General features: G+C 61.9%; 14 protein-coding genes. 4 read left to right on the top strand and 10 right to left on the bottom strand.

The genetic code is table 11. The features are described from left to right. Positions 1–42: 42 nt before the first annotated feature. Positions 43–1,041, top strand: coding sequence for a Ku protein (locus tag OIM99_RS16450; RefSeq protein WP_311851523.1), 999 nt, complete (start codon positions 43–45; stop codon positions 1,039–1,041). A 551-nt stretch (positions 1,042–1,592) separates the two neighbouring features. Next, entirely contained in the window at positions 1,593–2,009 is a 417-nt protein-coding gene (locus OIM99_RS16445) for a DUF1236 domain-containing protein (RefSeq protein ID WP_311851522.1), read from the top strand. A 47-nt stretch (positions 2,010–2,056) separates the two neighbouring features. Here the strand turns inward: OIM99_RS16445 and OIM99_RS16440 are convergent, their stop codons facing one another. Genes OIM99_RS16440 through OIM99_RS16425 form a run of 4 tightly spaced genes read right to left on the bottom strand, consistent with a single transcriptional unit; the run spans position 2,057 to position 5,992 of the window. Then, positions 2,057–3,007, bottom strand: coding sequence for an alpha/beta hydrolase (locus tag OIM99_RS16440; RefSeq protein ID WP_311851520.1), 951 nt, complete (start codon positions 3,005–3,007; stop codon positions 2,057–2,059). Between the two features lie 52 nt (positions 3,008–3,059). After that, entirely contained in the window at positions 3,060–3,860 is an 801-nt protein-coding gene (locus tag OIM99_RS16435; protein ID WP_311851519.1) for an amidohydrolase family protein, read from the bottom strand. 32 nt (positions 3,861–3,892) lie between these two features. Then, complete coding sequence (locus OIM99_RS16430) at positions 3,893–4,924, bottom strand: esterase (RefSeq protein WP_311851518.1); 1,032 nt, start codon at positions 4,922–4,924, stop codon at positions 3,893–3,895. Between the two features lie 24 nt (positions 4,925–4,948). Continuing rightward, positions 4,949–5,992, bottom strand: a complete 1,044-nt coding sequence (locus tag OIM99_RS16425; RefSeq protein ID WP_311851517.1) for a tripartite tricarboxylate transporter substrate-binding protein — start codon at positions 5,990–5,992, stop codon at positions 4,949–4,951. A 153-nt stretch (positions 5,993–6,145) separates the two neighbouring features. Between OIM99_RS16425 and OIM99_RS16420 the strand changes: the two genes are divergently transcribed. Next, a complete protein-coding gene (locus tag OIM99_RS16420) occupies positions 6,146–7,348 on the top strand; it encodes a LysR substrate-binding domain-containing protein (protein WP_311851516.1) in 1,203 nt (400 codons plus the stop codon). A 5-nt stretch (positions 7,349–7,353) separates the two neighbouring features. Here the strand turns inward: OIM99_RS16420 and glp are convergent, their stop codons facing one another. From glp to OIM99_RS16395, 5 genes are read right to left on the bottom strand one after another with little or no spacing between them, the layout of a single operon-like run. Further along, the gene (glp, locus tag OIM99_RS16415) at positions 7,354–8,598 is read right to left on the bottom strand and encodes a gephyrin-like molybdotransferase Glp (RefSeq protein ID WP_311852274.1); all 1,245 of its coding nucleotides are present in this window, start codon (positions 8,596–8,598) and stop codon (positions 7,354–7,356) included. A gap of 16 nt (positions 8,599–8,614) precedes the next feature. After that, positions 8,615–9,094 carry a cyclic pyranopterin monophosphate synthase MoaC gene (gene moaC, locus OIM99_RS16410; protein ID WP_311851515.1) on the bottom strand — a complete coding sequence of 160 codons (480 nt, stop codon included), beginning with the start codon at positions 9,092–9,094 and terminating at the stop codon, positions 8,615–8,617. Next, positions 9,091–9,903: an indole-3-glycerol phosphate synthase TrpC gene (gene trpC, locus OIM99_RS16405; RefSeq protein WP_311851514.1), complete on the bottom strand. Its 813-nt coding sequence runs from the start codon at positions 9,901–9,903 to the stop codon at positions 9,091–9,093. The genes moaC and trpC overlap by 4 nt, the downstream gene beginning before the upstream one ends. 20 nt (positions 9,904–9,923) lie before the next feature. Then, positions 9,924–10,943 carry an anthranilate phosphoribosyltransferase gene (gene trpD / locus OIM99_RS16400; protein WP_311851513.1) on the bottom strand — a complete coding sequence of 340 codons (1,020 nt, stop codon included), beginning with the start codon at positions 10,941–10,943 and terminating at the stop codon, positions 9,924–9,926. Then, positions 10,944–11,573, bottom strand: a complete 630-nt coding sequence (locus OIM99_RS16395) for an aminodeoxychorismate/anthranilate synthase component II (RefSeq protein ID WP_311851512.1) — start codon at positions 11,571–11,573, stop codon at positions 10,944–10,946. A gap of 190 nt (positions 11,574–11,763) precedes the next feature. Here OIM99_RS16395 and OIM99_RS16390 point away from each other — a divergent pair, with 190 nt between their 5' ends. Beyond that, positions 11,764–13,323: a calcineurin-like phosphoesterase family protein gene (locus tag OIM99_RS16390; RefSeq protein WP_311851511.1), complete on the top strand. Its 1,560-nt coding sequence runs from the start codon at positions 11,764–11,766 to the stop codon at positions 13,321–13,323. On the opposite strand, the gene OIM99_RS16385 is transcribed toward OIM99_RS16390, so the two are convergent. Next, positions 13,320–13,943 (bottom strand): hypothetical protein, encoded by a 624-nt coding sequence (locus OIM99_RS16385; RefSeq protein WP_311851510.1) that lies wholly within the window; start codon positions 13,941–13,943, stop codon positions 13,320–13,322. The two genes, OIM99_RS16390 and OIM99_RS16385, sit on opposite strands and share 4 nt — an antisense overlap. Positions 13,944–13,946 lie beyond the last annotated feature (3 nt).

The raw sequence follows: 13,946 nt of genomic DNA, 5'->3' as shown, positions 1-13,946 counted from the left end.
TTTGAATGTCGCCTTCGTGTCCGCGTTGCGTAGGAGTTCGTCGTGGCTGCACCCGCTCGTCCCTATTGGAAGGGCTATCTTCAGCTCTCGCTCGTTTCGTGCCCGATTTCGCTCTACACGGCGGCCTCGTCATCGGAGCGGGTGGCGTTCCGGCAGATCAACAAGCAGACCGGCAACCGGCTGCGCCAGCAGCTCATCGATGAAGTGACGCAAAAGCCCGTCGGCACTGAGGACAAGGGCCGGGGCTATGAATATGCCAAGGGCGTCTATCTTCAGGTCGAGGATGAGGAGCTTGAGGCGATCGCCATCGAAAGCAGTCATATGATCGGTGTCGATCGCTTTGTGCCGCGTGCGCAGATCGACGAGCGCTATCTCGACAGTCCCTATTACATCGTGCCCAACGATAAAGTGGGGCAGGAGGCTTTTGCGGTGATCCGCGAGGCCATGCGCGTCAAGGATATGGTGGCGCTTGGGCGCGTGGTTCTCGCCAAGCGCGAACGTGTCATCATGTTGCAGCCGTGGGGCAAGGGCATTTTGGGCGAGACCCTGCGCTATGACTATGAGATCCGCAATGCGGACGAATATTTCGACGACATCTCCGACATCAAGATCAAGAAGGAGATGCTCGATCTGGCGCAGCATATCGTGGCGTCGAAGACGGGCGACTTCAACCCGAAGGACTTTCGTGACGAGTATGAAGAAGCTGTCGTCGAAATGCTGAAAAAGAAACAGGCTGGCGCGCCGATCCCGAAGGATCGCCCGGCCTCGGCGCCGAACAATGTCATCGATCTGATGCAGGCCTTGCGGCGCAGCCTCGGTCAGTCGGAAAAGGACAGCGCGAAAGCGGAGGCGGCGAAGCCCGCGGCCAAGAAGGCGCCGGCGAAGAAGGCCGGCAAGCGGAGCAAGGCGGCCCCCGGCCAGCGCGAGTTGCTGTTGCCGATCGCCGGCAGCGGCAAAGGCAAGGCGGCTGCTGCAGAAAGCACGGCGGAGCCAAAGAAGGCGTCCGGCAAGCCGGCAACCACACGGCGCAAAGCCAGCTGAGCTGTCATCCCCGACGCCTGCGTAGCAGGCGAGCGGGGATCCAGAGCATGTGGTAGAGCTTAAAAAGACGCGCTGTTCCTTTTACACAGAGGCGTTTGCTCTGGATTCCCGCTCACGCCTTCGGCGTGTCGGGAATGACACCGAGGCTCTTCATGATGGAACGCATCACATCCAGGTCGGTTTGAACAATAAGGGTCAACCGATGAGAGATGTAGATGATGTTCACCAATGGTCGGCTATCGAACGAACCGGGTAAACCGCAACCGCCTGAGCCACCACCGCAGGAGGTTCCGCCGATGACGCCGGTTCCATCGCCTATTGAAAGACCGCTGACGGATCCCGATCGCATTCAGCCGGGACGGCGCGAGCCCGATACGGAACCGCCATCACCACCCGTGCAACCACCGCCACCGGCACCGCCGGAACAGCCGCCACCCACTGCAACTTAACCGGGTAAAAGTGCTGGGAACCCATCCCGACGCGCGACGTTGGTTTCATGCCGGGGCGCTCAACCGCAGACATATGGTTTGCGGCAACGTGAGAGAACGACCATGAATACGAAGCATCTAGTGGCAACAGTTGTCCTTGTGGCGCTTGCCTTTCCTGTCGTTGCCAATGCGCAAGGCGTTGTCGGCGGCGCGGAAAGCGGTGCCCGTCAAGGCGATAGAGCCGCAGGCCCGGTGGGCGCGGTTGTTGGTGGTGTGGTCGGCGGCGTTGCAGGTGGTGTCGCCGGCTTAATCAATGGCGATCAGCGTCCGCGCTTCCGTGAATATGTGGTCACGCAAAGGCGGCCGTCTTATGTCTATCGTGAGGAGTTGCGCGATGGCGTCGTGCTGCCTTCCGAAGGCATCGAATATTATGATGTGCCGCCTGAATATGGCGTGCGGGACTATCGCTACACCGTCGTGAACGATCACGTCGTCCTCGTCGATCCGCGCACCCGCCGTGTGGTGGAGATCATCGACTAGACGGCTTAACCTTTGATTTCGGCGGACGGCACATGTTGCCGTCCGCTTCATTGTTTCAAGAAATCGACGATCTGCGCAAGCGTGGCATCGCGGCCGCGCTCCGGTCGATCGAGCAGCACATAATGTGTCGCGTTCTTCGGTTCCCAGCGGCGAACTTCTTGCGCATTGACAAGATCGCGCTGCAATTCCTCCACATCCTCGACACGGGAAAAATAGTCCAGCTCGCCGCGAATGATCAGGACTTTGCAGAAGACCTGATTGGCGTGAACGAGCTTTTCGCCGATGCCGATATAGAAACTGTCTTCCAGCATGCCGTTGGGACTGCGGAACGTCGGCGGATCGCGGCTTAATGTCGTGGGGTCGCCATCGCTGAGGGCTTGCACGAAAGCCTTGGCGACAGCCGGGTCACGCCAGTCGTCCTTATTGGCGATCGGGATGGACGTGTCCCATTTCTCGAGCAGGTGATCGAGCGTGTTGAAATTGTAGCCGCCGAATTTTTCCGCATGGAAACGCCGGGGATTGGCGGGATCGGCGAGCTGCGCGCCGCGATAGCGCGCATGTTCGGACGAGCCGCCATAGAGCGGATTATAGAGAATGAGATGGCTGACCTTTTCGGGCCAAAGTGCGGCATACATGAGGATGAGCGTCGCGCCGACGCCCCAGCCGAGCAAAGCGACCTTCTCGACGCCGCAAGTTTCGCGCATGGCATTGACCGTGGCATCGACGTCGCGGGTGATTTCAAGGCAGCGCGCCAGCGGGCGTGAGGCGCTTGATGGTTGTGCCATGGCGGCTGGGCGATCGGAACGGCCAAAACCACGGGCATCCGGAATAAAACTGTCGTGTCCGGCGCGCGCCAATGCCTCGGCCACCGATCCGTTTTCGACGGGAAGATCGAATTCGCTTATCCCCGGCACGCGGGTTCCGTGCATCAGCAGGATCGGGGTGTCTCTGGTTTCCTCGCCACGGACTTCACGCACAGCGATCGTGACCTGGTCCATGGTCTTTACCGTGATGTCTCGACGATGGATGCGCGTCACCTGGGTCCTCTGATCAATTGAAGAAGAGTTTTAGTGCGGTCAGGTCCATGGCGCGCCGGACTGCTTCATCGGGGAAATGGGCTGCATAGCGTTCGAGGGTTTGGGCGTAGGTCACCTTGTCCTCGAAGGCGGCGAACGGCCAATCGCTGCCCCACAGCAGGCGTTCGGGGCCGGCATGTTGGAGCAGGGTGGACGCAAACAGCGGGCAATCCTGCGGAGGCTCGACGCGGAAGGCGGCGGAGACCTTCACCCAGGTGTTGCCGCTCTCCAGCGACCGCAGGACGGCCTGAAAGCCCGCCGAATTGATGCCAAGGCTAGGGGTCGGGCGGCCAAAATGATCGATGACCAGCTTGGCGCCGGAGGCCTCGATCTTGGCGATGTGATCGGGCAGGCGCGCGCCTTCGTCGTGCAGTTGAATATGCCAGTCGAGATCGGCGACGCGGCGCATCAGCCGGCGATATTCGTAGCTCGTCAGATCAGGCGGCGTTTTGACGTTGCGGAACTGAAGGCGGATGCCGACGACGCCATCCTCCTTCATCCGCCGCATGGCATAAAGATCGATATCGGGCGAAACGATCACCGTGGTGCGCAGACGCTTGTAGTGGCGCACGGCGTCCAGTTGATAATCGTTATAGTCGCCATAGATGCTGGCGGCGGCGAGCACGGCGAAATGCACGCCATGGCGATCAAGCGTCGCGATATAGTCTTCGATCGGCGCATCGGCTGGCGGGATATGCCAGGCCGTGGCGCTCACTGGCATTGATCTCGTATAGACATGCGCGTGGCAGTCGACGAAGGGCTGTGCAACCGTCATGGCGGATTCCATTTATGGGCGGGCCGAGCAAATCATGGATCGGCGAGTTCCTTGCTGATTAGCCATTTCGATATCTGTTCGGCAATCTCGCGATTGTTCTTATCCATCATCATCATGTGGGAATTGCCCGTGATGCCGATTTTCGGGAGATCGATGAGATCGACGCTGCCGCCGGCTGCCTTGATCGCATCGAAATAGGCGAAGTCGCTTTTGCGATAGGCGACCCAGCGCGAATCCTGCTCGATATAGTCGCCGAAGACGCCGAGGATCGGGATTGATTTCAGGAGCGGCGCCTTGTCGAGATTGCCGGCACTGGCTGCCTCAACGGAGACGATGCCCTTGATCTTGTCGGGACGCGCTTCCGCCGCCTTAAAGCCGAACATGCCGCCCTGGCTGTGGGTGAGGAGAACACAGGGGCAGACCTTGTCGATCAAGGCGACATAGCCGGCCAGAACCGCATCGTCGGTCGAAAGCCAGCGCGGCACGATCTGTTTGGTGAAAGCATCAAAGGCTTCGATCGGGAACTGGTTGCCGGGCAGCAGTTTGCGCTTGGCCGGATCGGCATCGAAGGAGCCGGCGCCGGGGCCGATGCGGAAGCGCTCCCACGGATCGGTCTGGGTGAGGAAGACGGGTTGTGATTTCCAGATATCTGGGGAGGCGAAGCTGGAGCGGCCGCGCTCCACGGCATCGCTGATATAAACGTCCCAGCCCTTGCGGATGAACATGTCGCGCCAGCCTTCGCGGCCGTCGGGCGTCGTCTCATAGGTGACGCCGGTGAGCCCGCCGCCGTGCCACATCAGCAACGGCCATTTGCCCTTGCGGTTCTGCACCAGGAAATATTGCACATACATCTGCTCGACCGGGTAGCGGCCGTTCGGGTCGAGCTTGGAGGTCGGGCCGCCGGGAACACGAACGATGTCCTGCACGGGCAGGCCGGAGAGTTCGGCGATCCGTCCGCCGACATGGAAGGAACCCATGTCGCGCAAAGCGATGGGATCGGCCGCTTGGGAGGCCGTGCCGGTCAAGCACAGCATCGTCGCCAGAAATGCGCTGCGAAATTTCATATCGAACCTCTTACGTCTGAGGGGCTATTGGCCGAAGGCGCTGCCGAGCGCCTTGAGGACTTCCGGGGGCGCAGCATAGAGGCGCTGGACATAGGCGCGCATGTCGGCGCCCGACATGCCGGAAACGTCGATGCGCATCTTGTCGGCGTCGGCCTTCAATTCGGGGCTGGCCAGCGCATCGAGAAACGCCTTCTGCAGAATTTCGAGCCGGTCGGCGGGCACTTCCGGGGGCGCCACATAAGGGCGGCTCAGATCGTTCTGCGCATAGAGGATGGTCAGCACCTGGCGCTGGATATCGGTCTTGGCGAGGGCTGACATGAGGGGAACGCCGACAGCGTTCAATTCAGGATCACCCTTCATGTCTTCCTGCACGAAGATGCGCGCGAAGCTGTCGCCGGTCAGCAGGCCGGGATATTGCACCTTCAGCGTCGACCAGCCGATGCCGCAGATGCCTTGCACCTCATTCTTCTCGATGGCGCCGCCGACTTCGCGCGTGCCTTGATAGCCGGGAATGAGTTTGAATTTCACGCCGAGAAGATTGCGCTCAACGGTGGGGAAATCCACCACCTGGCTGCCACGTGTGGTGCCGCCGATGGTCAGTTCCTGGGTCAGCAGGTCCTCGATGGTCTTCACGCTGGCATCTTTGCGCAGCATACAGACGGAGGCTTCGACCTTGGCGTTGCCGATGAAGCTGAACTTGCTGGCATCGAGGGCGTTGGCGCCAGGTGCCAGCAGCGCATCGATGAGAACGCTGGGAAAGAAGGTGCCGATCGTCGTGCCGTCCTTGGGCGCGCGAAACATCAAATGACGGGCCACGATCTGGCCACCGGCGCCAGGCATGTTCGAGACCACCACATTGGCGGCGCCGGGAATGCGCGCGGTGAGATGGCGCGCCAGAAGACGCGCATAAGTGTCGAGCCCGCCGCCTGCGGCGGCACCCACTGCGATGGTGATCGTCTTGCCTTGAAAGAACTGGCTCGCCGGCTGTGCCGAGGCTGAAGCGGCCGCGAGGCTGACGAGAAGGCTCGTGCCGAGTGCCGTCCGGAGGGTGCTGGCGAGCAGCGTCATATGGGTCTCCCTAGCTCCATTAGGCCCTATAATTTCAGCTATCGACCTTGGGCCATGGGAGAGGACATTGCGCCAATATGTGCTGAAACGCTTATCAAAAGCATTATTTCCGATATAAAAAATACGCCACATAATTTCGAATTGGACGATCTCTTGGAACATATTCCGGACCTTCGGCGTCTGCGGGCCTTTCACGAGGTGGCCCGTTCGGGGTCGCTTGTCATGGCGGCGACGACCTTGCGCATCAGCCAGCCGGCGATGACCTATCTGATCAACCAGCTCGAGGCCGATCTCGGCATCAAGCTGGTGGTGCGGGGAACGACGGGCACGGCGTTGACCGGGACCGGTTCCATTTTCGCCAAGCGTGCCGAACGCTGTCTGGAAAAAATCAGTGAGGCTGTCGAAAGCCTGCTCGCCGACGGCACGTCGACACGGCGCAGGCAGGCCATCGTGTCGAAGATGAGCGGCACGCAATATCGCGCCATCCTGGCGCTCTGGCATGAGGGGGACAGCATGGCGGCGAGCCGTTCGCTCGACGTGTCGCAGCAATCCCTGCTGCGGCCCGTGCGCGAATTGGAGAAACTGCTGGCCACCAAATTGGTCCGGCCGCTCGGGGGCCGTGTCATCTTCACCGAAGCCGGACATGAGTTCGCGCGTCATCTGGTGTTGGCGGGACAGGAAATCGGATCGGCGCTGGAAGAGATCGGGCGCGGGCCGACAGGACAGCGAAACTTGCGGATCGGTGCGCTCGTCCTGTCGCCGCGGCTGATCCTCGCCGAGGCGCTCGATGAAGCGCTACGCTTCGCGCCTCGGCAGACGGTTGAGATCGTCGAAGGTTCCTATGAGGAACTGGTGGTACGGCTTCGCAATGGCTCCATCGATGTCATTTTCGGCGCCTTGCGGGCGCCGCCGCCGTTTGCCGATCTCGCTGAAATGCCCTTGCAGAAGGACCCCTACATCGTCGTCTGTCGTCGCGGCCATCCGCTCGCCCCCTTGAAGCGCATCAAGGCGAAGGACCTGTCGAAATGCGATTTCATATTTCCGACAGAAGGCCTGCGCCGCGAAGTGCTGGACGCTCTTGTGCAACGCTGGAAACTGTCGCCGCCATCGCAGATTTATAGTAATTGGCTACCGACGGTCGTCGCCATGGTGCGTTCGAGCGACCGGCTCGCGGTGCTGTCCCGCTGGCATATCGAGTCCGACGAGTCAGCCGACCTTCAAGCATTGGATGGTTTGCCGGTGCCGCATGAGCCGCGCTATGTCGGCCTGACCAGCCGGGCATCATGGTTGCCGACGCCATTTCAGCAGCATTTCATGGATGTGCTGACGCAGGTCGTACAGGCCCGCGCCGCGTAACGCTTTTAGCCCGCTAGGATGCTGGCGCGGCCAAACCCATATTGATCTAATGGCACGACGCGGCAGGGATCGCCCTTCTTGGCCGGCGGCGCATGGGGCAGGCGGACGATCAGGCCTTGCGCCTCTGCGAGAATGCCGAGCATGGAGGAGTCTTGCCGTTTGAACGACGTGGCGACGGGCAGGCCGTCGCTGTCGTGGCGCAGGCGGGCGCGCAGATAGTCCTGGCGCACGTCATTGGCCGGCACGTCTTCGCCGAGCACGGCAGCGATGGTGGGATCATGTCCGGCCGTGCTGTCACCGCAGAGCGCGCGGATCATCGGCAGCACGAAGAGCACGCAGCAGACGATGGCTGACACGGGATTGCCGGGCAGGCCGGCGATCAGCATGTCGTCGATGCGGCCATGCATGAAGGGCTTGCCGGGACGCATGGCGATGCGCCAAAAGCCGAGTTCCATGCCCTCGCGCTTCAGCGCCGATTGCACCAGATCGTGATCGCCGACGGAGGCGCCGCCCAGGGTGACGAGCACGTCGGCCTTGGCATCGCGGGCGCGGCGGATGGCGGCTTCAAGCGCGGTGAAATTATCACCGGCGATGCCGAGATCGAGCACATCGGCGCCGGCCTGGCGCAGATAGGCGCCGACGGCGAAATTGTTGGAGGCGATGATTTGGTCCGGGCCGGGCGCGCTGCCGGGCGGCAGCAATTCATCGCCAGTCGCCAGAATGGCGACGAGCGGCTTGCGCACGACATCAAGGCTCGCATGGTTCATGGCGGCGGCGAGCGCCAGTTCGGCCGGGCCCATCAGGCGGCCGGCTTCGAGCAGAACGTCGCCTTCCTTGAAGTCGAGGCCGGCGCCGCGCACATGGCGGCCGAGCGGCTCGCTGAATTTCGCGGTGACGGTGTCGCCGTCAGCCTCCGCATCCTCCTGGATGAGGATGGTGTCGGCACCTTCAGGCACGCGCGCGCCGGTGAAGATGCGCACGGTTTCGCCGGGGGCGATGGCACCGTCGAAGCCGTGGCCGGCGGAGCTGGTGCCGATCAGTTTCAGCTTCGAGGGGATTGTGGCGATGTCGGCGGCGCGCACCGCATAGCCGTCCATGGCGGAGAGATTGGCGGGCGGCTGGGTGCGGCGGGCGGCGAGGGGATGGGCGAGCCGGCGACCATGTGCTTGGGCGAGGGGAACCGTTTCGCTGAGGCGCGGCCGTTCCGCGCTCGCCAGCAGACGCCCCAGCGCTTCGTCGACCGACAGCATCGGTTCCTTCGCCACTTTATGCCTCGCGTTTCCAATGGCCGGATTTGCCGCCGGATTTCTCGACCATGCCGATGCCTTCGATGCGCATGAAGCGATCGACGGCCTTCACCATATCATAGACCGTGAGGCAGGCGACGCTGACGGCGGTCAGCGCTTCCATTTCAACGCCGGTCTGGCCGCTGACCTTCGCCGTGGCGCGTACGCGCACGCCCGGCAGGCTCTCGTCGGTCGTCAGATCGACCTTGATGCTGGTGAGGTTCAGGGGGTGGCAGAGCGGGATCAATTCATGGGTGCGCTTGGCGGCCATGATGCCCGCGATACGCGCGGTGCCGAGCACGTCGCCTTTCTTGGCATCGCCGGCGATGACTAGGGCCAGGGTTTCCGGCTTCATCACCACACGGCCTTCGGCCACCGCGACACGGTGTGTCGCGTCTTTATCGGACACATCGACCATATGCGCTTCGCCGGAAGCGGCGATATGGGTGAGCTTGCTCATGCGGGGCGACGCACCAGTTCGCCATGCAGCAGATCGTGCGTGGCCTTGCTGACGTCGGCGTGGCGCATCAGGCTTTCGCCGACGAGGAAGGCGTTGATGCCGGCTTGGCTCAGGCGCACGCAGTCTTCATGCGAGCCGATGCCGCTTTCGCCGACGATGATGCGATCCTTCGGCACGAAGGGCGCCAGCTTCTCGCTGACTTCCAACGTCGTCTTGAAACTGTGCAGATCGCGATTGTTGATGCCGATGAGGCGCGTTTCCAGCGGCAGGGCACGGCGCAGCTCTTCCTCGCTGTGCACTTCGATCAGGACGTCGAGATGCAGATCGTGAGCGGCCTTGTTGAGCGCCTTAGCGGTTTCGTCGTCGACACCCGCCATGATGATCAAGATGCAGTCGGCGCCCCAGGCGCGCGCTTCATAGACCTGATAGGGATCGTAGAGGAAATCCTTGCGCAACGCCGGTAGCAAAGTCGCATCGCGCGCGGCGGTGAGGAATTCAGGCTTGCCCTGGAACGAGGGTTCGTCGGTGAGCACCGAGAGACAGGCAGCGCCGCCATGCTCGTAAGCCTTGGCGAGCTTCGGCGGATCGAAATCGGCGCGAATGAGCCCCTTCGACGGGCTCGCCTTTTTCACTTCGGCGATCAGGCCGAAATCGCCGGCGCTGATCTTGGTTTCGAGCGCATGGACGAAGCCACGCGTCGGGGAGCGCTGCTCGATGATCCGCTCCAGAGCGGGCAGCGGCATGCGGACCTTCGCCTCGGCGATTTCGCGACGCTTATAGGCTTCGATCTTCTGCAGAATGTCGGACATTCGCGCGCTTCCTGCTCCCACTATACTGGACGATTGGTCACTTCGATCAGTTTGGCAAGCGTGGCCTTCGCCCTGCCATCGGCGATGGCTTTGCTGGCAATGGCGACGCCTTCCTTGAGTTCCTTGGCTTTTCCGGCAACGATCAGGGCGGCAGCGGCATTCATCAGCGCGATATCGCGATAGGCCGAGGCCTTGCCGTCAAGCACGTCACGCAGCGCCTGGGCATTGTGTTCGGGATCGCCGCCCTTGAGATCGGCAGGATTGGCACGTTTCAGGCCGGCATCCTCTGGCGCGATGTCGAAGCTCTCGATCTTGCCGTTGGCAAGCGCCACGACGCGGGTTGGGCCGGTGGTGGTGATTTCGTCGAGACCGTCGGAGCCATGGACGAACCAAGCGCTGTCGGAGCCGAGATTGCGCAACACTTCCGCCATCGGCCGCAACAGATCGACGGAGAAAGCGCCGACGAGCTGCCGCTTGACCGAGGCTGGATTGGAGAGCGGGCCGAGAATGTTGAAGATCGTGCGGGTGCCGAGTTCAACGCGCACGGGCGCGACATGGCGCGTGGCGGCATGGTGGCTTGGGGCCATCATGAAGCCGATGCCGACACTCTGGAGCGACGCTTCGATCTGCTCCGGCTTCTGGCCGACGGCGACGCCGAGCGCGCCGAGCACGTCGCTGGCGCCCGAGCGCGAGGACAGCGCACGGTTGCCGTGCTTGGCGACCGGTATGCCGCAGGCGGCGACGATGAGCGAGGCCAGCGTCGAAACATTGTAGGAGCCCGAGCCGTCGCCGCCGGTGCCGACGATATCGATGGCGCCCTCGGGCGCGCTCACGCGCAGCATCTTGCTGCGCATCGCTGCCGTCGCGCCGGTGAATTCATCGACGGTCTCGCCACGTACGCGCAAAGCCATCAGGAATGCGCCCATCTGCGCCGGCGTGACTTCTCCCGACAGCAGATTGTCGAAGGCAGCCTCGGCTTCCGGCCTTGTCAGGCTGGCGCCCGCAGCCACTTTGGCGAGGATCGGCTTGAAGGACTCCATTCACGCAGCTCCGCTTGTCCGTTTCGTCGCGGCCCCCGCCGCGCGGCGCGCATTCCAGTCGTGCGCCATGTCGAGAAAATTCTTCAAGATGAGATGACCATGGTCGGAGAGAATGCTCTCCGGATGAAATTGCACACCATGGATCGGCAGGCTGCGGTGTTGCAGCGCCATGATCAGATTGTCGGTCCAGGCGGTGGCTTCGAGGACGTCGGGCAGGGTATCGGCCTGCACCACCAGCGAATGATAGCGCGTCGCCTGGAAGGGCCCGTTGATGCCGCGAAACAGGCCGGTGCCGCCATGGGTGACCTGCGACAGCTTGCCGTGGATCGGGATCGGCGCGCGCACGACGTCGCCGCCGAAGGCTTCGCCGATGCTCTGATGGCCGAGGCAGACGCCGAGCAACGGCACGGTTTCAGCCGCGGCCGCCACCAGATCGAGGCAGATGCCGGCCTCGCGCGGCGTGCAGGGGCCGGGTGACAGGACTAATGCGTCGGGGTGGGCCGCCATGACGGCGGCGACGGAGACCTGATCGTTGCGATGAACGGTCACGGACGCGCCGAGGGAGCCCAGGTAATGCACCAGGTTCCAGGTGAAACTGTCGTAATTGTCGATCAGCGTGACGGAAGGCATGTCGGCCCCTGTTTCCGGCGTTCTTTTCGACTTTGGCAGGGGCAAGGTCAAGCCGGCCGTTTGAAACGCCCATCTGGCCTTTTTTGGCGCGGGCAGGGTGGTTTAGCCGTCATTCTCCTGTGATCTGGCTGTCGCTGGCCCGTCAACGCTCCGTCAATCGGCTGTCAGCGAATCGGCGCATGCCACCGCCATGTTCGACCGGACCGGACTTTTCGTGACGACGCGGCGCGACCTCCTCCTTTCGAGCGCGGCCTTGGCCAGCGCATCGGCCCTGTCTGGCGCGGCGCCGGCCCAAGTGGGGACGGTTCAAGTGGCGGCGGCCGCGGGCCATTGGGCCAGCGGGCGGGTGCTCGACGGCGATCGCAATCTGGGTCTGGCTGGGGTTTTGGTCTCGAACGGCGTCGATATCGTCGCCACCGACCCGGACGGCCGCTATGTCCTGCCCGAGGCCGACGACGGCACGCTCTTCGTCATCAAGCCGGCGCATTATCAGGTGGCGCGCGATCCCGTGACCGGCCTGCCGCAACACTATCGCCCCTATAGCGCTTCAGTTGGGCGCACCGATTTCAGGCTGCGGGCCTGGGAAGAGCCGCAGCGGTTCGATGTCGCTCTATTTGCCGATCCCCAGCCGGAGAGCCATCGCCACATCGATCATATCCGTGACGGCGCGGTGCGTGACGCGGCACGGCATCGGCCGGCTTTCGGTCTGACGCTCGGCGACATCTGCGGCGACAATCTCAGCCTGCTCGACCGTCTGAACCGCACCATCGGGCAGGTGGGCGTGACCTGGTGGAATGCTGGCGGCAATCACGATCTCGATTACGACGCGACGACGGCAGTCGGCGCGCGGCGCACGTTCCGGCAGAAATATGGGCCGAGCCATTACGCGTTTCACTATGGCCCGGCGCTGTTTGTGGTGCTCGACAATGTCGAATACGAGGGCGCGCGGCCTGATGGTTCGGCGGGCGGTTATCGTGGCGCGATCGGGTCGCGGCAGCTCGCTTTCGTGCGCAATCTTCTGCAGCACTGGCCGCGCGAACGGCTTGTTGTTTTCAGCATGCATATCCCGCTGGCCACCGCCTGGAACCCGTCGAGCATTCGCGACAACACAGCCGATGCACTGGATCTGCTGCGCCTGCTCGACGGTCGCAATGCCGTCAGTTTTTCCGGCCATATGCACACGACCGAGCATGGCTATCTGCCGCAATTTTCCGGCGCATCGCATCATCATCACGTGCTGGCGGCGGTCTCGGGCTCGTGGTGGAGCGGGCCGAACGATTTCCGTGGTACGCCGCTCGCCATGGGCTGCGATGGCTGCCCCGCCGGTTATCATCGGCTTTCGGTCAGCGAGAACGATTATGCGACGACGTTTCATGCGCCGGCGGCCGAAGAGCGGTTGCGCATACACGCGGCCGTTATGGACGACTATGTCGATGTTTTCGCCAATCTGTTCGACGGTGGCCCGCGTTCAACCATGCTGGCGGTGAGCGGCGCGACGCGGGTTGAAATGACAAAAGTGCGCCGTGCCGATCCCTTCGTCGAAGCTTTATTCGCCGATCCGCATGTCGACAAACATTCCTGGGTTAAGGCCGAGCCTTGCGAACACCTGTGGCATGCGCGACTGCCTTTTGGTGCAGGCCTGGCGCCGCAGCGGATCGATGTCGAGGCGTGTGACGAATATGGCCGGCGCGTCGACGATATGGTGTTTGTCGAGCGTGCCCTGTCGGAAGCGCCTGTCTCGCACGGCTAATTTTTTTTCCAGAGACGAAGGAAACGCTCAGATAATTCGCGTCGTTCAATCCAGCGCGATGATTCTGTAGAAGCGGCGTCTATAACAAGCCAACAAATTGAATGTCGTTTGGTTAGTCCGTGAGCGGTTATGATTGCATGCTTTCGGTCTGGATCTGAGGCGTCGTAAATTTCTTGTTCATTTGATCCAATAATCTCAAGTTCGATTGGTTGTTTGGTTGCTGCTCCGGTTGCTATTTCATGCTTCTCTAGTTGAACACGGAGTATGCGGAGATCATGGGCAAGCTCCGAAAAGCCTTCTGGCTGAAGATTGAGCTTCTTTGACTTAATAGTGTGAGTTACGGCGTAAGCGTCACCTATCCACTGTTCCGCTAATGAAGTGTGAGGCTCTGCCATCCATGGATCTTCATATCTCTCATCTTCGATCGCTCTAATAAGAGTATCAAGGCGGCCAAGTCTTTGAATCGTCATCGTTAGAGACGATCTTGGTAACGTGCCGCCTATAGAGAATGAAATGTCTATCCAAGCTTTGAGCACATCTTGGTGTAGATGATAGCTTTGGTTGAATGCTGCCATTATTAGGGCGGATACACGGGGAGCTGCCTGCTGGTTTTGAGCCATAGC

The sequence above is a fragment of the Methylocella sp. CPCC 101449 genome (assembly GCF_031921685.1).
In the GTDB taxonomy this organism is placed as follows: Bacteria; Pseudomonadota; Alphaproteobacteria; order Rhizobiales; family Beijerinckiaceae; genus Terripilifer.
The sequence above is the reverse complement of the archived record's forward strand: the minus strand, read 5'-3'. Positions and strand labels throughout refer to the sequence as shown.

Coding starts and splice junctions, on each gene's coding strand:
- OIM99_RS16445 (WP_311851522.1), top strand. CDS start 1,593: ATGAATACGAAGCATCTAGTGGCAACAGTTGTCCTTGTGGCGCTTGCC.
- OIM99_RS16440 (WP_311851520.1), bottom strand. CDS start 3,007: ATGGACCAGGTCACGATCGCTGTGCGTGAAGTCCGTGGCGAGGAAACC.
- OIM99_RS16435 (WP_311851519.1), bottom strand. CDS start 3,860: ATGACGGTTGCACAGCCCTTCGTCGACTGCCACGCGCATGTCTATACG.
- OIM99_RS16430 (WP_311851518.1), bottom strand. CDS start 4,924: ATGAAATTTCGCAGCGCATTTCTGGCGACGATGCTGTGCTTGACCGGC.
- OIM99_RS16425 (WP_311851517.1), bottom strand. CDS start 5,992: ATGACGCTGCTCGCCAGCACCCTCCGGACGGCACTCGGCACGAGCCTT.
- glp (WP_311852274.1), bottom strand. CDS start 8,598: ATGCTGTCGGTCGACGAAGCGCTGGGGCGTCTGCTGGCGAGCGCGGAA.
- moaC (WP_311851515.1), bottom strand. CDS start 9,094: ATGAGCAAGCTCACCCATATCGCCGCTTCCGGCGAAGCGCATATGGTC.
- trpC (WP_311851514.1), bottom strand. CDS start 9,903: ATGTCCGACATTCTGCAGAAGATCGAAGCCTATAAGCGTCGCGAAATC.
- trpD (WP_311851513.1), bottom strand. CDS start 10,943: ATGGAGTCCTTCAAGCCGATCCTCGCCAAAGTGGCTGCGGGCGCCAGC.
- OIM99_RS16395 (WP_311851512.1), bottom strand. CDS start 11,573: ATGCCTTCCGTCACGCTGATCGACAATTACGACAGTTTCACCTGGAAC.
- OIM99_RS16390 (WP_311851511.1), top strand. CDS start 11,764: ATGTTCGACCGGACCGGACTTTTCGTGACGACGCGGCGCGACCTCCTC.
- OIM99_RS16385 (WP_311851510.1), bottom strand. CDS start 13,943: ATGGCTCAAAACCAGCAGGCAGCTCCCCGTGTATCCGCCCTAATAATG.